Annotated in this window: 11 protein-coding genes; 6 read left to right on the forward strand and 5 right to left on the reverse strand. The window is 57.9% G+C overall.

The annotated features are described in order from the left end of the window. Positions 1-1200: 1200 nt before the first annotated feature. The 4 genes from ACNJYD_RS08235 to ACNJYD_RS08250 all read right to left on the reverse strand — a co-directional run bounded on the left by ACNJYD_RS08235 (position 1201) and on the right by ACNJYD_RS08250 (position 7069). The gene (locus ACNJYD_RS08235) at positions 1201-1863 is read right to left on the reverse strand and encodes a CpaD family pilus assembly lipoprotein (protein WP_439365913.1); all 663 of its coding nucleotides are present in this window, start codon (positions 1861-1863) and stop codon (positions 1201-1203) included. Between the two features lie 10 nt (positions 1864-1873). Further along, entirely contained in the window at positions 1874-3289 is a 1416-nt protein-coding gene (locus tag ACNJYD_RS08240) for a type II and III secretion system protein family protein (protein WP_439367428.1), read from the reverse strand. Positions 3290-3358: 69 nt separating this feature from the next. Then, positions 3359-4048: a response regulator gene (locus tag ACNJYD_RS08245; protein ID WP_439365915.1), complete on the reverse strand. Its 690-nt coding sequence runs from the start codon at positions 4046-4048 to the stop codon at positions 3359-3361. A gap of 2043 nt (positions 4049-6091) precedes the next feature. Continuing rightward, a complete protein-coding gene (locus ACNJYD_RS08250) occupies positions 6092-7069 on the reverse strand; it encodes a hypothetical protein (RefSeq protein ID WP_439365917.1) in 978 nt (325 codons plus the stop codon). 694 nt (positions 7070-7763) lie between these two features. Here ACNJYD_RS08250 and ACNJYD_RS08255 point away from each other — a divergent pair. Further along, positions 7764-8207: a VirK family protein gene (locus ACNJYD_RS08255; RefSeq protein ID WP_439365918.1), complete on the forward strand. Its 444-nt coding sequence runs from the start codon at positions 7764-7766 to the stop codon at positions 8205-8207. 973 nt (positions 8208-9180) lie between these two features. On the opposite strand, the gene ACNJYD_RS08260 is transcribed toward ACNJYD_RS08255, so the two are convergent. After that, a complete protein-coding gene (locus tag ACNJYD_RS08260) occupies positions 9181-10089 on the reverse strand; it encodes a hypothetical protein (protein WP_439365919.1) in 909 nt (302 codons plus the stop codon). Between the two features lie 2332 nt (positions 10090-12421). Between ACNJYD_RS08260 and ACNJYD_RS08265 the strand changes: the two genes are divergently transcribed. From ACNJYD_RS08265 to ACNJYD_RS08285, 5 genes are read left to right on the forward strand one after another with little or no spacing between them, the layout of a single operon-like run. Continuing rightward, entirely contained in the window at positions 12422-13762 is a 1341-nt protein-coding gene (locus ACNJYD_RS08265; RefSeq protein ID WP_439365920.1) for an NtaA/DmoA family FMN-dependent monooxygenase, read from the forward strand. Between the two features lie 33 nt (positions 13763-13795). After that, the gene (locus tag ACNJYD_RS08270; protein ID WP_439365921.1) at positions 13796-15484 is read left to right on the forward strand and encodes an ABC transporter substrate-binding protein; all 1689 of its coding nucleotides are present in this window, start codon (positions 13796-13798) and stop codon (positions 15482-15484) included. A 4-nt stretch (positions 15485-15488) separates the two neighbouring features. After that, positions 15489-16442, forward strand: a complete 954-nt coding sequence (locus ACNJYD_RS08275) for an ABC transporter permease (protein WP_439365922.1) — start codon at positions 15489-15491, stop codon at positions 16440-16442. Next, positions 16439-17302, forward strand: a complete 864-nt coding sequence (locus tag ACNJYD_RS08280; RefSeq protein ID WP_439365923.1) for an ABC transporter permease — start codon at positions 16439-16441, stop codon at positions 17300-17302. The genes ACNJYD_RS08275 and ACNJYD_RS08280 overlap by 4 nt, the downstream gene beginning before the upstream one ends. After that, the gene (locus ACNJYD_RS08285; RefSeq protein WP_439365924.1) at positions 17303-19024 is read left to right on the forward strand and encodes a dipeptide ABC transporter ATP-binding protein; all 1722 of its coding nucleotides are present in this window, start codon (positions 17303-17305) and stop codon (positions 19022-19024) included. Positions 19025-19683 lie beyond the last annotated feature (659 nt).

The raw sequence follows: 19683 nt of genomic DNA on the forward strand, positions 1-19683 counted from the left end.
CTAGTTCGCTACTCACGTTAGCTTTCCAAAATCTGACGCGGCCGGGCGGAAAAGTAGAATGACAGGTGAATAACGGCCGGCGCGCGCTGCAGCCTCGCTCGAGCGGGAAAAGGAAAGCGCCGGATAAAAACCAGCCTCTTCAACTCAAGCGTGGTGTGATGCGCCACAGTCGTTCGCGATCGTCTTGATCGTCAGATCTCGTCCCTTCACAACGCTATGATCGCGAGGACCGGGCCATTGGGGGGCTTTCGATTACTCGGAGGTCGGGCGTGGGGCGGCGACGTGTCGCTCGCTCCTTGAAAGAACGAGATATCGATATCGGCTGCACCAGAGTTGAGCGCACTTTTGCGCGTTCCTGACCACATCCGCAGGAACGCGCGCTTTCAACAAAGCTCGCGATCTCTGGTTCGTGGTCGCCTGCTGCGAGAATAGCAGCGAAACGAAGCCATTCGTATGCCACCTCACGGTCCATGTTCGCTCTCAAGACAGGCTCCGACATGCTGGGGCGGCAGATTGGCTCAGGGATTACCGAGGGCCATTGATCCATGAGCCAGAGGCCGAGCGCGTTTTGACTGCTGATGGCCCGGTCGTTGCTATTGAGAGGCAACGCTAGCCCGTGAAGCCGCGTGCATTCAGACACCCAGGACCAACCATGCTTTTATTCGCTTAACCCGATGTGCACCCATGATAGTGTCCACCGGGCGGCAAGTGTGGTGCTCGCGCAAGTGGGCATTCCACTGATCGGATAGGACGACGATGATGCAGACCAGCTGCCGAGCGCGTTACTGAACTGGAGCCAGAAATAGGTGCTCCCTAGCCATCACAGCGTGGCCAACGATCGACGTGGTCGCCATGCCTAAGTCACGCTCTTGGACACGCCCGACAGATCGTAGGGTCTCTCTTCCGGCGTCGATCTCGCAGAGGCACGTCCGGTCACGCTTTCACGCCGAAGCGCTCAGGGCGGTGATGGCCGCCTTGTGGAGCACGCGCACGCCACCTGGAATTTCTGGACGAGATCCATTGGTCGGGGTGAACAGATCTGCGATCTGTTCTCGCTGAGAGCTAAATCCTGTGCAGCACTGCGCTTGATCGTCACCACTTCGAAACATAGCGCGGCCTTGTGTGTCACGATCGAGTCGCCTCTCCTTTGGCAACATGGCAGCAGGGATTGTGATTTTTCCAAACATTCGCCAAAAGCCGCTATCTGAGCGGCTGCACATTTTGTGCTGTCGTTCCCGCCGCGTTCGGGGCTGCCGTACCTGCTCCATCTTCTGCGTTGCTCTTGTTTCGCGGGGAGGAGGTACCATAATTGGCCAGAGGAATGGTGGCGCGATCGCCATTACTTGTGATGACAGACTGATTATCCAGGAAGTCGAGCGGATCGTTTACCATAACTGCCAGATTGCTTTTGGTCGAGCAACCAAGCGCGGGTTCGAACGAATTGTCGTTCACGGCTGGTCCGACGATCAAAAGCGACGGACAAATCGGAGGATGGGCATCAAAGGTGATCGCCTCGATCCTCACGCCGGAACGGGGCGGCAAATCGATGGGGGAAGCGGACAGGCGGATGTTATAAGGAGCAACGCCCATGGCGCGGGCCTCGTGCGCCACCTGGACAATGAGCCTGGGTGAGCCGGTGACATCCACATGGAGTGCATCCCGCCGACCGCCACTGACGTTCGCGAGGAAGCTCCGCAGCTGACGCTTTTCGGAGCCACGGAGGCTCTGCAGCAACAAGATACGCTTCTTCTGCTCGACCTGTATTGCTGGTTCAGCCGGCCCGAGATGGGTGGACGCACTATTGGCGCAGCCGCCCAATGTTGCCCCAATAACGATCAAGTGACACAAATGTCGCAAGGTCATTTGACGATCCTCATTCGATGATAAAGCCGGCGCTGCCGGTCAATCCTGGTGCGCTGGTGCGAGGAGCATCGCGCTCTCGCGGCGGGCGGGCCACCGTGTTCGTCAAAATGCGCCCCGCATCTGAGGGCGGTGAGATGCGGTCGGTCGGCGCACTCATCTTGTTTGGGTTCGATGCCGGTCGCACGATGTAGGGCGTGACAATAATGACCAGCTCGGTTTCACGTTTCTGAAAGGATGAGGAGCGAAACAGCGCACCCAGGATCGGCACATCGCCGAGCCAGGGAAACTCGCGGATGTCAGTGTTGAAGTTTCGCCTGATGAGGCCGCCGATTGCAAAGCTCTGACCGCTGGCGAGCTCGACAACGGTGCTCGCGCGTCGCGTCGAGAGTGCAGGGACCGCCATGCCATTGATTCTGACTTCGCCTTCGCTCGACAATTCGCTGACTTCGGGCTTCACGCGTATATTGATCTGATTGTTGTTAAGCACAGTCGGGACGAATTCCAGGCTCACGCCGAACTGCCGGAATTGGACCGAAACCTGTCGATTGTCCTGCATGACCGGAATCGGAAATTCCCCGCCGGCGAGAAAGCTTGCGGCTTCGCCGGACATTGCCGTCAGATTCGGCTCAGCCAGGATTGAGGCGAGGTGCTCGCTCGCGAGAGCGTCGAGAACAGCGCTGAGGTTGGTATTGCCGGCGCTAACCCCGATCCCGATCGTGCCGCCGCCGCCGGCCGCGCCGGACCCGCCCCCTTTGCCGCTAATGAGGAAAGCGCCGTTTGGGCCGGAGGCAGTGAAGTTGATATTGAGATCCTTGACGGCGCTGCGGGAGACTTCTGCCACCCGTACGCTGAGATTCACCTGCAACGAGCCAGCCACCTGGATCTTGTTTGCAACCAACGCGCCCGCCCCAAGAAACTGCTCAGTGACCTTCCTGGCGTTCTCGACAACATCGGCACTGGGCGCGATCCCGCTAAGAATCGCGCCGCGGGGGGTATAGCTGACCTGTATCGGATAGTCGCCGACCTCGGCCTTCAGCGCGGCCCGCAGATCCTCGATCGGTTGAGTAACGACAATACGCAGCTCAGCCAGAGCCTCTCCCTTGTCGTTCAGGGCGAACAGGCTCGTCCGTCCCGACTTTTTGCCGAAGACGAAGATCGTGGTGTTCGACGGCGCCTGATAGTCGGCAATCGCCGGATCCGCGACAAAAATGCTCGCAGCCGGTCCGGTCAGATGAACTGTCTTGCCCTGTGAGGATGTAAGGCTGAGCGTGCCAGTGGTGCTGCCAGACGCCGCGCGTGGCTGCTCTGCGTTGCCATCTCGCTTTGTCTGAGCTGTGGCAGCAAACGGAAATAACAGAGCGACTGCGCACAGGGCGTAGCAGAGGCGGCGAAACCCGGCATGGTGCGAGAGGTCTGCCACCACCATGGACGGCTTGTCGGCGCCGGCGGCATTGTCAACGATGTTCAAGGGAGTATCGCTTTCAAGTTCGATTGGCTAAGCAGCGGAGGCTGCGCCAATGAGTTCAAGTGTGTAACCGACACCGCGCGCGGTCTTGATCCTGAGCGTTGCACCCGCCTGGCTCAAATGCGTTCGCAAGCGATAGATCCCGACTTCCAGCGCATTGGTCGAGACCTCGTCGTCGAATGCATACAAGCTATCTTCGAGCGATGCGCGCGGTACGGTACGGCCCGCGCGGTTGAGCAGATGCTCAAGAATGCACACTTCCCGGCGCGCAATTCTGAGGATGCGACCACCGACCGATACTTGTCGCGCGATCGGATCGAAATGCAGATTCCCGAATGTCACCACCGGCGCCGTCATTTGCGTTGACCGTCGCAAAATCGCTCGCATGCGAGCAATGAGTTCGTCGGTGGAGACGGGCTTAGGCAGAAAATCATCGGCGCCCGCATTAAAAATCGCAATCCGCCGGCCGAGGTCATTGAAACTGCTCATCATCATAGTGGGCATTGACCGTCCCTCGCGCCGCAACTGCTTCAGCCAGTCCAATCCGTCTCCATCGGGCAAAGCCGATTCGAGCAGGACCATGTGGTAGTTCGCGCAATCGAGCGCGGCCGCCGCCTCATCCAGCGTGCGTGTTACGTCGACCGCGAAGCCGCAATTTAACAGCACTTCCTTCACGTGGCGGGCAAAGTCCGCATGATGATCAACCAGGAGAATTCGCATTTCATTGCCTCTTGTCCATCCACGAAGACCTGAGCGCGTCACGATCGAGCATGGGGTTCGGTGGAACCGAGAGGAGGCTGGACTGGTGCGAGTTTGGACAGCCCGACACGAGAGGGCGGGGCATCTTGACGGGCGTTCAATATCTGCGGGCCGATTGTCATCGGATAGACCCCAGGCCGCTGCCAACTGCTTACGGTGTCGGCGCCGCTCAACATGCCCCTCATGCCAGATCTGACCTTGTTTATGAGGCTAACTGCCGCGGCAGCCCACCGACGCGTCCGTGGGCCGATCAAAATTGTTCTTGCACGCACCGACCCGCCCCCTGCAGTACGAACAGCGCCTAGCCGCGCAATCGAAACCAGAACGCGCGAGACGATCGGATTTGTGGCTGAACAGATGAGCGGAACCGACATGGAAATTTCCCCAATTCGTGTTGGTCTGTGGCCAGTTTTGCTGAGCTGTCGAGCCTCTCGTGTCGTGAAGTCACGACAATGTAAGTCTTTCCTGCATTCGAAGGCACATCACGCGACGCATCTGGCCAATGGTTTCACCAGCCAAGATGCGCGCCGAAACGATCAATGCGCCGGAAGGGCACCCTCTCGCTCGCAATTGTTCGCACGCAAGATGTGCCCGTGCTGAAGTTCTGCCGCGCACGAGGTCCCGTCATATGTTCCAGCCGAGCGAAAGCTGCGACCGAATGCCGAATCGAGCTCCAAGGTGTTGTCATCACGCACAGATCCCGGTGGCTACCCAGAGTCATTTCGTCCCACAGAGTACACGGCGCCAGAATGATCCGATCTCGATCGTGGAGTTGGAGTGTGCCCGGCAGGGCCCATATTGCGGCCGTAAGCGTTCTTCTCGCGCCGTGCATCTTGAGTTGCTTGCGATAGGATCGGCGCTGCGTCCTCGATCTGCACATGGGCGATGTGGGACGCTGACCTTGGAGAGGAGCCAACCAGCAGCATGATTTGGAGCCGCGGCGGGCATTGTGCTTTTGAGACGTTCGCAATTCTTGCTACCTGTCAGGAAGAGTTCACGCGAGCGGATTCTGTGTCGCGACTGTCAGAAATCCTACAATCTGACGCTATGTGAGGTTCAAGTGCTTTCGACCGCTGGTAAGTAGCAGTGCTCTAGTACTCACAACGAGCCTGAAGCGATGACTGCACGTCCGAAACCAGACGATTGACCTGCGCGGAACGCTTGTCCCTCTCCCCAATGTCATGAGCATTTCGTCGGTCCAATGAGCGTAGCGCGAGCTAAAGGCGATGACGCTGCGTGAAGGCAGTCCTCTTTGCTGTCCGTGAAGCTTCGAGGTCACGATCGTCCGGTCGACCTCATGCATGCGAATGCAGCAGGGAGACGGTGGCGAGCCTCTTGATGCTTCTATGTGAAGCGCAGGAGCTAACTTCTGGAATGCAGGCGCCCGAGCGCGCAAGCTGATTTGACCGGCAAGGGACTGGAAGGGTTGCCAAACGACATTCTTGAATGCTACCTCCATAGATCACGAGCGACTATGGAGCTTTTGGGCAAGATCGGCAAAATCGATTGTTTTGATGGAACGCATCCAGGTAGCGAATAGACCATTGTGCGACGGCAGGACTTGCCGCGTGAGCGAGACTCTGTTGACTTGATCTTTGATGCGATCGCGTTCGAGCTTTTGAGATTGATCGCACCATCGATGGCAGGTCGCGATGCGGAAACGATCGATGCGCGGCCTTAGGGCTCATGTCATCTGAACTGTCTTCCAATGTGCCGGCGGCGACCGGATTGATGCGAGAAGAGGCCGCAGCACTCGAATGAGGGGCGTGGAAGAGTGAGCAATGGCGCGAGTGTGTCCTCCTCCACACTATCGAGGGTACCTCTTGCAATGCGGGCGCGCCGTCGTCCCCCGCGTAGGTGAAGAGATAGGTTGATCAGAACGTGTGGCCAAGCCATTGCCGTTGTTCGTGAAGCGACGCCGTTGGGATGACCCTTCCTTCGAATGGTCATCTCGTCATCATTAAGGGACCTGCGCGCATGGCGCAGTCGCCAGTTGGCTAATCGTTACTGTCCAGTCTCCCGCTTGAATGGATTGTCTTCGCTGGCGACTCGATAGCTTTCCAAATTGCCGCCCAGGAACAAGCGCTCCGTCTCACGGGTTGGCGCTCTGCCAAGCGAACACATCAAATCCATGTCCGCATCGATGTTGTCCTTATCCTCCACATTCATTCCAAGGCCAATACTGCTCAGTACGTCGTCGGGCGTCCAGACTGCAGGCTTCGGTACGACGTAGGTATGCAGCGTGTTGACTTCGTTTGCGATCGCTCTCGCCCAGTGGTCACGGGAAACGCTGAGTTTCGATGGATCTTCGACCAAGGATACGAATGGAGAAGCGGTCTTACCGCGCATATGCCATCCAGCCTGGCGTGCCAGGTCCAGGGGATATCGCTCCAGAGGATGTCCAATGGAAGAATGATCTCGCGCCGTGTTACGGACGTGTGAGATTGCAGATGTGGTGGCTTCCGTGCGCGGTTTGCAATCGCTGTTCTGGTTCTGGAAACGATGCAGCGTGAGATATGTCGAGTCCGCTATATTGTCGTAAATGCGATCCCGGTCGACGCCGTTGTCTCCCGCTGGCGCCCATCGCGCTGACTGCTTTTCGGCGAAGACAATCTCGTTCTTGAGCTCTTGGAGCGTGGCGCCCATCAGCGTTGCCGCAAGCTGGGCGCGCGCGCTGACAAATGATGGGGCTGGATAGCGATCGATTTCCGAAGCCTCCTCGCCTGGAGCAGACGAGGACCTGGCGATCGCGGAATTTGCCGCTAAGGGGAGTGAAGCCGAGGCTGGGTAGAGAGAATCTACGTCATCTAGGTTCAAGTCATTCAGGTGCTGCTCGAAGCTTTCTTGATCGTCTGAACCGTGCGCCGGTGCGCTGATCTGCGTGTTAAGCTCGTCCTGTGGCCCGTGGACCCGGCGCGGCTCCTGTAGCGAGTTGTGAGCCTCAAAGGGAGTGTCTGCGGCATTTCCTGGATCGACATTCATCTTTCGCTCCCGTCGAAGTGCAGGCGGTCGGCGTAGAATGTTGCAGGTGCAGCTTTCGAGAAGCTGACGGACCAGGAGGGAGGTCATTAGCTTCGGAATGAGTCGAATAGATTCGGTCAACGAGGCGAACGGTCAGCTGGACGGAAGCCGCGCGAATCGACCAGTCATAATAGGGCGCTGCCTTGTGCCTTCCGGCATTGGTGGTCGATCAGACCAAGAAGGGGTCCCCGGACTGAGCTTGTTCGGACCGCCGCGTCAGCTTCGCTCCACCACCTCATTGTGGACGCGTCATCTTGGGAGGGCGCCCTTGCACAGCAAGACGGACGAGCTGACGCTTACGGCTAGTCGAATTGCTTTCGTAGATCGTCTCCTTATGCAGATGTGAAAACTGCATTCTCTCACCCGTTAGGACTGCCATGGACAAGCACAACCGGCTTGCGTTCTGTGGTTTCCAAGCGGAGGACGACGCAGGATCAAATCGTTCTAGTCGACGCGGGCGAGGCTAAGCCACTTCAGCAAACCTGACCTACGAGGTTGTGATGTTGGAATAGCGTCACAGCGACTTGCGCCTCGTTGCAACAGGCGGCTTTGGTACAGGTGCGAGCGCGCGTGGTGTCTGGACTCAGACGAACGGCTTGCGAGCACGACGTCTTTAAAAGCGCAATCGGCAGTACTTACCGAGGGAGAAGAGCACATGAAGTATACTGGCCGAGCACTAACGATCCTGTTGGCCTTGCTTTCGGCCGCGAGCGTGACCGTGCCGGTGAGAGCCGATGAGCAGCCCTCGCCGAAATACACCGAGGTGCTCAGTGCGCTCCAGACGGGGAAGAATGTGAAGCTCATACTGGACATGAGCCGCTGTACCGCGGCGGAGGGTGGCAAGCCTGCGTCGGCGACGCAAGCCGGTCTGGTCATCACAGCCTTCAGGGTGACCACCCAGCACGGCATCAGCTTTGCCAATGCTCATCAAACCGTCGACAGCTCCGGACATGCCGTGACCGAGTACATCCGCCATAGCCTTAGCCGCGAAGGCAAGCTGACGGTGCGGGCCTCGAAATTGGTCGTCGGAACCACCGAACTCGTGAACCAGGGCGAATTCATCTGCGAACTTCCGGATGGCGCGAAGTTCATCTGGTAACGAAAGGCACAGAGCAGGGCGGGTTCAAAAACTAGATCCTTCAAACGTGCGGGCACCTTCGCACGGCATGATACGGATCCTTTCGCTCGTCAGGAACGATCAGGTGTTTTCTGGCCGCCGTTTCGTGGGGCGAGGATCAAGTTGCACGAACTTGCTGCTCAGGTAAGCCATGAGGGCCGCCGATCTCCATTCGATCTCAGGGATTGGTAGATCGGCGGTGGTTCCGGCCGTCGTCGTATGGGGTGGGGTCAAGGCTCTCAGTTGAACGCTTCAGATGAGCTCGCCAAGGACGTCCGCACACTGTCTGCGGTCCTGGTGCGAACATTATGTCCAAGTTCGATCCAGCCGCGGGCTCGCGATGATGACACTGGACCCTAGGCCCCCACGATGCGCTCGTACCTTTCATCGGCCTCTCGTGGGGTCCTTTCACCTGAATCACAGTGCTGCCGAATGCAGCCACAAAGTGATTGAACCATCCCGTTTAAGATCATGTGAGCTGGCCGCTATGGGTTTGCTCACCGCTCGCAAACCGCGTTCGGGCCCAGATCTAGGCTCTCTGAGCAAACGGTCCGTCGATTCGGGAGCTCGAGCAGCTGCCCGAGGTGCCGACGAGCACCTCGTTCGGCCAAATTGCGGCCAACGGAAGAGAAGAGCGCGGCCAGGTTGAGCTGATCGCGTTGTATCCATCCATGCTGCTGTCGGCGGGCATGGCTAGCTCGTTCTATCGCTACTCATGTCAGCTTCGCGGAACCCGATCTGGCCGCGCGCGGAAAGCTAGAATGAATAATGATCGGAGTGCCCCAAACTTAGGAGACGATATAAGTTTGGGCAGAAACTCTCATTTTTCTAAGCGCGGTACGCGGCCAGTCCCCGCGCCGGCCGGTTGGACCGGAGTAGTAATGTAGCGCGAAACGCTGCTTTCGATGTTTCTGAGCGTCGGAAAAGGAAATCACCCTTTCCCAAGCCTGCACCATCAGCCCTTTGTTCCTGACTTTCTGTATGGATTAGATGCGCTAGCGGTCCGATAGTCATCCAGGTTCCCGCCCAGAAATAGGACCTCATGCTCCTCAGTTGGGGTATCACTCACCCATGCCAGATCGGGTTCATCATCCTCAGTCCCGTCCTCGAGACTACTGACGAGCTCTTCCGCCGTCCAAGTTGTGACCCTCGGCACCGTGTAGGTGTGCAACTCATTCGCGTTTTCTGCGATGACTTTGGCGCCATACTGGTTGTCATCGTCCGGCGAAAGGAGCATTTGTGAGGCCTCCTCGGACAGCGACACAAAAGGCGAAGAACTGGTATCGCCCCTCATGTGCTCTGCCGCTGCGCGACCCAGATCAAGTCGTTGTCCTCCCCAGATATTCCAGGGGGCAGCGTCGTAACGCAAAGCCGCCATAAAGCGCAAATGGGCCATCGCGCTTTGACCGTCCAACGCATGTGGCTTGCAATGACTGGCGTGGTTTTGAAACCGCTTCAGCTCCATGTATGACGATGCTACCGCGTCGTCGTAAACGCGCCCACTATCAACGCGGTCGACTGACGATCCACTCGCTCTTGACCATTTTGCTGATCTTTGCGCAGCGAGTTCAATTTCTCTTCTGAGTTCCGGAAGGTTCGCGCAGGTCAGCGTTGCGGCAAGCTGCGCGCGTGTTCTGACAAAGGGTACAGCCGCGCAGCGTTCGTTGTCCGGAATGGCTTGCGCTCTCTTGTTGCCATCGGTCACGGTCCGGTTCGATCCAGTCTCGGGCGAAGCCGATGTCGCGAGGATTGGCTGAGCCTCTCTAATCCGCTGCTCAAGGTTTGCTTGCGCTGTCTCTTCCTGTTGCGGCTCGAGGTAATTCATCTGAGCCCCGGATGGGTTGACGTTGTCAAATGGGTCCATTTCGTTCTCCCTTTGGTAGCGTGTCAATCTCACTCGTACAAAGTTGATCAATAAGGCGCAGAAACCGAGCCGCGCGCGCTGCTACAAAATACGCCGGTCTGCTTCTCGAAGTTGTGTTGAGGGCGTACGGGTGGGACTGACCCGGGTCCTGGTCAATCTTCTCTTCCAGAGTTTGAAATCAAGTCGGCCCTCCTGCCCGGACAGAAATGTTGGTATGCTAGAAGGCTTAGCTGTCGAACAGCTGACCACATTCATTGCTAGGAAACTCGGATCCCTTGTGACTGTGCTGGCAAGCCTGTTGTTCAGTGCAGAGCTACGTCTGGCGAGATGGCGTCATCGTCGCTGTCGCGCTCGATGGCAGCGCCGTGAGAAAGGTCCGGGAGAGGCGGCCCGGCGCAAACCCAGCTATCGGTGAGCTCGAGCTCGCGTGGAGAAGTCTGTCTGGGTTAGCTTGCATTGGTGCGAGTGAATGTCCTCGAAATTGCGTCGAGATGTTGGCTGTGATCTGAACAGCTGGATCTGGCCGCAGCCATCGGGCTCGTGACCGGACCGATGGTGGTGTGAAGCTCAGTGTCCTCTGTTGGGTTACTGACGTGAGGGTTCGCGTCGCTGGTCGAAAAACAAGAGCGGCGCGTGTGACTTCGATCCAGGCATCCGCAAATAAGGTGGGTAACAGCTGAACTCATAACATTGAGAGGCTGCGCGGCCGCGAGAGGTTGAATCGCCAACCAGACGTGGCGAGGCCCGAGCGATTCGGGTACATGAGAGCCGTGGCGGTGAAGATCGGCGCACGGGGCGCCTCAGCTCGAACAGGACTGACTGGGGAGCTGACGCTTACAGTCGATGCGCCACACAGTGCACAACAAGGTTGGTCGCGCCTAACAAACATATCGCCGCGAAAGCCTGTGGTGTGACCTGCAGGCGTAGTCGAACAAAAGACTTAGAGCGGTCCGCAGTCGGTCATACCGGCCCCTCCTTCCCTTCTCTGAGCTGGGCGTTTCCAGCCAACGTAGCTCCAGACCCCAGACCAGTGATGGACCGCCTGCGCCGCGTTCAGGTAAAAAAGGCCTGATCTATTCAAAGCGGCGGAGACTTGCTCCCGAACCGCAGAATAAGTGGTGCCGAACCCAACGCATGAAGAAGTTGACTAGCATCAGTTTTCCTACGTCATCAAAATCGACCAGCTGGGATGCCACAAGGAAGCCGCTCTTGGCGCTCGGGGGGCTCATGGCAGGACGGTAGCAGGACGGTGATGGCTTAGTTCAGAACGCCGGGGCTGCGGTCCTCCACCAAGCTGGCGCGGAGCGTGTCGTCCGTGATCTTCCTCGCCGACGGTTGCCGCAGACCTCGGCGCCGGGCAGGCGGTTCGATCCGGCATTGTTGAAGTATAGCCCGCGATACTGCGGGAGCGACGCGCCCCACCCCATGCGCCATTACGTGACACATTCCCCGTACCCAACCAGGTGATTCTGCGAACGTTGATGCCCGCGAGTTTTGACGCTCCAAGGCGGCCTGTCTTCGAAGGTAACGGAACCCATGCACATACTCCAATGCAGCGGGCGGGACGGTGGTGCAGAAGAGAGCTCGGTTTCCAAGCGTTGGCGCAACGAGGCATCTATAATCTAGAATGTTTCATCTCATTATTAGATGGTTGGCTTGGCGCGGCCTTAATGATCGGATGTCGCTTTGCAGCGAGGGCAGCATGCGATTGATCAACAATGTCCCGAAATCTGTCATGTGCTCTCGAACGCATCAATGCATGTTCTTCGCTTTAGCCGACGCTGCCAATTGAAGTCGCGCAATCACGCAGCACGCGTTCGGGGAGCCTGATCAGAGGCCGTCTGGGTTAAGCGAGCGATGGAAGGATGGACAGTCGCAATAGAAGAGGATCCCACCAGACGAGAGTAGATTGAAATACTCAACTATTGCGTTTGCGTGGTCTCGACCTCTAAAGATCATCGAGGTTCGAACGTGAATGGGCAACACCTTCCTGTGAAGGGGTGCCTTCTTGATGAATTCTGGAGAGCCGAATTGAGTGTGCTCGTGTGGAATCAACTGGCCGCCGGAAGCTGGCTGTCACGACGGCGTCAATGGGCAGCCAGCGTGGTCGAATCCTTTTGCGGCCGCGCCCGCTCGCAGAACATCACAGGACGTGGCCGAGGCTACATTGGTGAGGGTCCTCTAACATCAGCCGACCGTTTGTTATCCATGCCTCGAATCGGCTGCCCGGCGCACATTCACCGTGAGCTTGCGACAAAGGGCAGAGTCGTCGCCGAGTTTGACTTGTCCTCAAGGTCTACCAAGTGGCTCACAGGCCGCATTAGGGGCTGTGATGTCTTCGGTTAGCTCCATGCTTCATCTTGGCCTAAATCTTCATGGCGCTGGTGGTCATTCCGCCGCGTGGCGCTGGCCGGGCACAAATCCAAGCGCCTTTTTCGATATCGAGCACTACGTCCAGGCTGCGAAGGTTGCAGAGCGTGGTCTGCTGGATGCTGTATTCCTCGCCGATACTCCCGCGATAAGCTTCGACATTACGCACCAGCCACCGCTTAATGGGCTCGAACCGACCCTGGTTCTCGCCGTGATTGCACGAGAAACGCACCGGATTGGCCTGATTGCGACAGCGTCGACGACCTACAATGAACCCTACAATCTCGCCCGGCGTTTCCAATCGCTCGATGTCATCAGCTGTGGCCGCGTTGCGTGGAACGCGGTCACGACGTCGAGCCCGGCGACGGTAGCAAACTTTGGCGGTCGAGAAGTCGGGCGAGCGGATCGCTACAGACGCGCCGAGGACTTCGTTGAAACTGTCCGTGCTCTCTGGTTGAGCTGGAGCGGCGAGGTGGTCATCGCCGATCAGGCTGCGGGAGTTTACGCAGATCAAAGCCAATTCCGCCTGCTCGATCCCGATACCAATAGCTTCGGCATCCGAGGCCCGCTGACGCATCCCGCTTCGTCCCAAGGTCACCCAGTCATCGTTCAGGCGGGTGGCTCGGATCCCGGACTACGGCTCGGTGCCCGCAGTGCAGATGTCGTGTTTGCGGCGGCGGGAGACTTGACAACGGCGCTGCAGGAGGCAGAGCGCCTACGCGCGCTCTCTCGGCAATTCGGCCGCCCTGCGGCTCCGCTCATCCTGCCAGGCCTTGTCACCTGTATCGGGGGCACCGAGAAAGAAGCGGCTCGCCGCAAAGACGAGCTTGATGGATTGATCGATCTGGAGCGCGCCATCGCCGCTCTTGCACGAAGCATGGGCGTGGCAGTCGAGAAGCTCAGCCTCGAGAGGCCAATCCCGGAGGAGATTTTGCCTGATCCAGATCACGTTCCGTTTTCCGTCGGTCACCATCGCACGATTGAAACTCTGGCGCGTCAAGGCCGGACGGTTCGCGAGATCATTAGCAGCGTTCAGGCCTTTGGCCACCGCCTGCTCGTGGGTGCACCCGAGCAGATCGCGGATTCGATTGAGGCATGGTTCCGCGCTGGCGCGGTCGATGGTTTCAACATCATTCCGGACGTTCTGACCGATGGCACTTCAGCGTTTGTCGACAATGTGGTTCCGATCCTGCAGAGGCGCGGGCTGTTTCGCAAAGAGTATCTGGGACAGACTCTGCGAGAGCATTTTGGGATCTCTATTCCTTTTGTGCCGGCACGAGCCACAGCTAGCTCACCGCTCTGACGCTTCCTCAACACCAATGCTCTGGAGACTGAAATGCATTTCTCAAATGCGCCGTCAGCGAGGCGCTTCACTGGCAAGTCGAACCTTCAAGCAAGAACGGTTGCGGCTACCCTTGTCATGCTCTTGGGCCTGTCGCACTTAGCGCCCAGCGTTCACGCTCAGGAAGGCTTAGCCGGCAGCGTCAAGCGCGGAGGCGTTATTCGTTACGGGCATTTTCAAGAGCCTGCCTGCCTGTTCGGAGGATGGGTCCAACAATGGTATCTGCAACGCCAGTACAGCGATAATCTGGTTGCGCGCAACGAGGACGGCAAGATTTTGCCATGGCTGGCCGAGTCTTGGACCATCTCCGACGACAAAAAGGTGTACACATTCGAGATAAAGCCGAATGTAAAGTTTACCGACGGGACTGCCCTCGATGCGCAGGCCATCGCTGACAACATCAACGGATGGCTCAGCAATGACCCCGATCTTCGCAATCCGACTGCCGCTCCTTATCTCGGCGATAGCTTCGAATCGGCAAGGGCAATTGCTCCTCTGAGGTTGCAGGTAAAATTGAAGGTGCCCTTCCAGCCTTTGCTGAACGTGTTCGCCCAATCCTCACAAGGCATTCTCTCGCCATCGGCACTCAAACGTGGACTTTCGGTCAATTGCGAGAACCCCGTCGGTTCAGGTCCATTCATTGTCGACAAGTGGCACCATGGGCGAGAAGTCACCTTCCGCCGCAATCCCGACTACAATTCGGCGCCGGCCACCGCAAAACATCAAGGGCCGGCTTACGTCGACGGGATTAGTTGGAAGTTTCTGCCAGATCAGACTGTCCGATACGGCTCGCTGATCGCGGGCGAGACCGATGCCATATATGACATTCCGGCTGTCGCATGGAAGGACGCCAACTCCCGATTTCCAGTATTGCGGCACCTGACCGGGGGTACCCCTCTGCGCCTCGCATTGTATACGGCTCGGCCCCCCTTTGACGACATGCTCGTCCGCAAGGCCTTTGCCTATTCTACTGACCGAAAGGCCGCGGTCGACACATCCTTCCTCGGTTCTTTGCCATTTGAAGGTAACGGTGCGCTAAGTCAGAGCTCGCCGGAATACCTGCGTGAACTCGGGCAGTCCTATGGGTACGATATTCGAAAGGCCAATCAGCTGCTTGATCAGGCTGGTTGGTCTGAGAGAAATCCTAAGGGCATTCGTGTCAAGGACGGTCGTCCGCTGATCGTGCGTATCTCCTATTCGAACGCTTTTCTGAAGCCGGATGGCGAGCAAGCCCTGCAAGTTATCCAGCAGCAGGCGCGGGCGGTCGGTTTTGACGTACATCTCCAACCCACCAATCCGGCTGATTTCTTCGCCGGAAAAAACCTCGGACCCGATGATTATGAGGTTGTTCTCCTCTATTGGGTTGCCCCCGGCGCTGAGATATTCCGGATCTCGTGGAAGCCCGATCAGAATGGCGAGCCCAATCGCTTCAATCCCTCGCGCTACCAGGATCTGAAGCTTTGGGAAATCATTGAAAAGGCGGAACAGAATTTCAATGGAGCTGAACGTACCGCGCTTTATCAGCAGGCGGAGCGGAAGATCGTGGATGAGGCACCCGTTATTGGCCTTACTGTGCTGGACGTAACTTTGGCGACCAAGCCGAGCCTGAAAGACGTTTGGCTGGACCGTGGGTCAGTTGGCGAACCTGTCTTCTATGATGCTCATTTTGACGACAAGAAATGATGCCATGAAGATAGCCCGTCATCCCATTGTTTGGTTCACGCACCGGATATTGTCCGGTGTCGTGGTGGTGTGGGCTGCCGCAACGTTTGCGTTCTTAATTCAGTGTGTGCTGCCTGGCGATCGCGCCCAGATCATCATTAATGTGACAAGTGGCAACGTCGGACCGGCATCCTCGGCAGAACTCGCGGCGATCAATGCGAAATATGGCTTTGATCAGCCGCTCCTGGTTCAATACGGAAAATACATACTGGGAATCCTGCATGGAGATCTTGGTGAATCCTACCAGCAGCATCGGCCAGTCGCAGGGATCATCGCGGAGCAGATCGGGCCTACAATTATTCTGGCGGTCACCGCACTGCTGATCGCGTGGTTTATCGCCATTCTGACAACCTTGTTCATCGCCGGCAGAGACAACATATGGTCGAAGCTGCTCAATGACACGCAAGTCTTTTTGGCAACAGTGCCGCCTTACTGGCTGGCCACAATTTTAATGGTTGTTTTTGCGGTAAAGCTGCGCATCCTTCCGGTCATCGGTGGAAATTCTCCGGTCGGGCTCATTCTGCCGACGCTCGCGTTGGCTCTTGAACTGTCGGGCTTTTTCGGACAAGTCGTTCAGAACGAGTTCACGCGCGTGCTCGAGCAGCCCTTCGTTACGTCCGCGCGGGCCCGAGGTATGACTGATTTTGGCGTGAGGCTTCGCCATGTCCTGCGCCACGCCGCACTGCCCGGGATTACTTTGTCAGGCTGGGCGCTGGGCAAACTTCTTTCAGGCGCGATTTTGATCGAGGTGGTTTTCGCCCGTCAAGGCCTAGGTGGAGTCCTCGTCGCTGCAACGTCCTCGAGAGACGTTCCGATTGTCTCGGGAGCTGTTTTGATCTCTGCGGGCGTATTCGTTCTTGCCAATCTGATCGTCGATCTGACTTACCGGCTGGTCGATCCGAGGATCAAGTTGACATGAGCATGTTCGCCGAAGTCACCATATCTCGTTCGCTCAAAGAAGTCCTGGCCATCACGCGCCATGTTCCCTTCCGGGTTACCGTCTCTCTTGTCATAATTGGCCTCTTTGCCTTCGCGGCCTTGGCCCCAAAGGTACTGCAGACGCACGATCCGCTCGCTATTGATTTGAGATCGTCATTGCAGTCTCCGTCGATCATTCATTGGTTCGGAACTGATCAGTTAGGGCGAGATCTTTACTCTCGACTAGTCGAAGGGACGGGCCAATCCCTCGCCATCGGACTTGGCGCAACGGCGCTGAGCATGTCCATTGCGATCGTTTTCGGCGTCGGCGCAGCGCTCTCTGGTGGCGTAGTGGACAGCATCCTCAGCCGGATTGTCGACGTGCTCTTCGCGATTCCCACGCTCTTGCTCGCCCTTGTGTTCGTGACTGTTTTTGGCCCGGCGGTATTGACTGAGGTCATAGCTGTCGGAATCGGCACAGCGCCAGGCTATGCGCGCATGATCAGGGGCCAGATGCTTGCCATCAAAGGGACAGGGTATGTGGAGGCCGCCAAGGCGATGGGTCATCCATTTCCCCGTATTGTCTGGAGGCATATTCTTCCGAACGCCATGAACCCGCTGACGGCAATGATGACGATCGGCGTAGGTCAAGCGATTATATGGGCCTCGGGTCTTGCTTTTCTAGGCCTTGGCGTCGCTCCCCCGGCGCCTGAATGGGGCGCGCTGCTCAATGCCGGGCGCAACTATGTGATCTACGCCTGGTGGCTGGAGATCATACCCGGTTTGGCGGTGACGGCGTTTGCTCTCAGCGTCACCATCGTCGGGCGCCATCTACAGGACCGCCTGGAAGGAAAAACGTGAATGTCGCAGGGCCGCCCCCAGCCTCTCTTGCAGCAGGCAGACCTCCTCACGGTCGATTCGCTGCGCATTTCCTTCGGGCGGGGCAGCGCCCAGAATGCGGCTGTGCGCAGTCTATCCTTCTCCCTGCGGCCGGGACAATGTCTTGCGATCGTAGGTGAATCCGGCTCGGGCAAAAGTGTAAGTGCGCGGGCTCTCATAGGGCTCGCTGGTCGCCACGCCGATGTTCATGCACGCCAGCTGAGCTTCGAGGGGACGGACCTGATCGGCCTCAACGATCGTGCCTGGCGGCGCATCCGCGGCAACAAGATCGGCTTTGTATTACAAGACGCACTCGTCGCGCTTGATCCGCTTCGCCCGATCGGCAAAGAGGTTGCTGAAGGCTTACTCCTCCACGATGCGGTATCATCGCGCGAGGAGCTCGCGCAGCGCGTCATTGCTCTCCTTGAGCTCGTCGGTGTCCCTGAGCCCGAAACCAAGGCCGCCCAGCTGCCGCATCAATTATCGGGCGGCCAGCGCCAACGAGCTCTCATGGCTGCGGCACTTGCACTCGATCCAAGCGTCCTTATCGCCGACGAGCCGACTACCGCTCTCGACGTGATGGCGCAAGCTCATGTGCTGGCACTCCTCGAGGAGACCAAAACGAGGGGCAAGGCGCTGATCCTGATCAGTCACGATCTGGCAGTGGTCTCCCGCGTGGCGGACGAGATCCTCGTCATGCGAGGAGGCGAGGTCGTCGAACGCGGCCCCGCCGTCCAGATATTCAAAGATCCGCGACACCCCTATACTCGTCAGCTGCTGGATGCTGTGCCATCAGGCCGGCCACGCGGCTCACGGCTGTCACCATCGACTGTTCTACGTTCACCTGGCCGGCAAGCGCAGCGACCCGTGCAATCGTTGCCGCAAGCTCGTTCCATCCTGCTCGAAGCGACTGGTCTGGTGAAGCGCTTTGAGGGCCTGGATGGCACTTTACGGGCGGCTGTGGACGGCGTCTCCTTCGAACTGCGATCCGGAGAGACTTTGGGCATCATTGGTGAGTCCGGATCAGGAAAGTCGACGATGGCGCGCATGGTCATGGCGCTCGATGTGCCTGACGAGGGAGCGGTTGAGTTTGCAGGCCGGCCCTGGACCACGCTCGCCGAACGCGAACGACGGCTTCGGCGGCGCTCGATATCGATCATCTACCAGGACCCTCTTGGTTCGTTTGATCCACGATGGACGGTCGGACGCATCATATCCGATAGTCTTTCGGGCGACATCGAGAAATGGCAGCGGCGAGAGCGCGTTATCGAGCTGCTCGATATGGTCGGACTATCCGAGGCGTTGCTGGACCGACGGCCGCTCGAGCTCTCCGGCGGCCAGCGCCAGCGCGTTGCGATAGCCCGCGCGATTGCACCAAATCCTGCCGTAATAGTCTGCGATGAACCGGTTTCGGCGCTCGATGTCTCAATCCAGGCACAGGTCTTGGATCTGCTGGGCGATCTGAAGGACCGGCTGGGCGTAAGTTATCTCTTCATCTCGCATGATCTCGGTGTCGTTCGGCATATCAGCGATCGCGTCATCATTATGCGCCGCGGGAGAATCGTCGATAGCGGGGCCACTGAAGAGATATTTCGTAATCCACAGTCTGATTATACGAAGAGCCTTATCGCGGCCATGCCGCGCCTTGTGCGTGTTCAACGCAGTGGTCATTCAGCTACGAATCTCGAAGAAGGTATCGTGTGAATGCCTTCGAATTCGACTTCCTTTCTCAAAAATTATCTGTCGCCGATCGCGGGGCAACCGCGTTTGCCTGCGATTTGGTCGCGAATTGCGCCCTCGCTCATCGCTTCGTCGGGACAATCGGTGGACCCCAGGTTTAAAGTGGGGACCGGCCGGCGCACGGAGCAGACCCGGCCGAGTTCGAACATTGGTTAAGCTAGAGGCCGGGCGATCCGCACGTGTGGAGTTGCAAGCTGTCGATTTCCTGCCTGCAAGGAGTGCGGCTCTTGCTCTCCTGCAAACGAGCTCGGGTCTCGCTTCACGACAGCCTAGCCATGGTGCGTTCCCGACAAAGACCGTGTTTGTCAGATTCGAAACATTCGGCGTCAATCTCGAATTTATGACGCCCTATTCAGCTCGCTAATTTCGACTGACGCGGCTGGCACGCTCGTTGCTACCGATGAGGTAACGCCGTGCTAAGTGCAGCCCTTCATGAACGGTCACTTTTCCGCCCGCAAGCCGCGGATCCATTCTGAAAAAGAAGCAAGACCTAGTTTGCGCATTCGATCTGAAGGAGAATGATGTGGAATTTCCCAGAGCCGACGCAGTCAATCGCGCTGTCAGCTATATGGGCACGGTCAACGGATCGTTATCGAGGTTGGCGGGCTTGGTGAACAAGCGCA

Origin of the sequence: Bradyrhizobium sp. SPXBL-02, assembly GCF_051853065.1 — a bacterium.
Lineage (GTDB): Bacteria > Pseudomonadota > Alphaproteobacteria > Rhizobiales > Xanthobacteraceae > Bradyrhizobium.

Excerpts from the sequence above, each read along its gene's own strand:
- ACNJYD_RS08285 (WP_439365924.1), top strand. The coding sequence starts at position 17,303 with ATGTCGCAGGGCCGCCCCCAGCCTCTCTTGCAGCAGGCAGACCTCCTC.
- ACNJYD_RS08235 (WP_439365913.1), bottom strand. The coding sequence starts at position 1,863 with ATGACCTTGCGACATTTGTGTCACTTGATCGTTATTGGGGCAACATTG.
- ACNJYD_RS08280 (WP_439365923.1), top strand. The coding sequence starts at position 16,439 with ATGAGCATGTTCGCCGAAGTCACCATATCTCGTTCGCTCAAAGAAGTC.
- ACNJYD_RS08240 (WP_439367428.1), bottom strand. The coding sequence starts at position 3,289 with ATGGTGGTGGCAGACCTCTCGCACCATGCCGGGTTTCGCCGCCTCTGC.
- ACNJYD_RS08250 (WP_439365917.1), bottom strand. The coding sequence starts at position 7,069 with ATGAATGTCGATCCAGGAAATGCCGCAGACACTCCCTTTGAGGCTCAC.
- ACNJYD_RS08260 (WP_439365919.1), bottom strand. The coding sequence starts at position 10,089 with ATGGACCCATTTGACAACGTCAACCCATCCGGGGCTCAGATGAATTAC.
- ACNJYD_RS08265 (WP_439365920.1), top strand. The coding sequence starts at position 12,422 with ATGTCTTCGGTTAGCTCCATGCTTCATCTTGGCCTAAATCTTCATGGC.
- ACNJYD_RS08270 (WP_439365921.1), top strand. The coding sequence starts at position 13,796 with ATGCATTTCTCAAATGCGCCGTCAGCGAGGCGCTTCACTGGCAAGTCG.
- ACNJYD_RS08255 (WP_439365918.1), top strand. The coding sequence starts at position 7,764 with ATGAAGTATACTGGCCGAGCACTAACGATCCTGTTGGCCTTGCTTTCG.
- ACNJYD_RS08245 (WP_439365915.1), bottom strand. The coding sequence starts at position 4,048 with ATGCGAATTCTCCTGGTTGATCATCATGCGGACTTTGCCCGCCACGTG.
- ACNJYD_RS08275 (WP_439365922.1), top strand. The coding sequence starts at position 15,489 with ATGAAGATAGCCCGTCATCCCATTGTTTGGTTCACGCACCGGATATTG.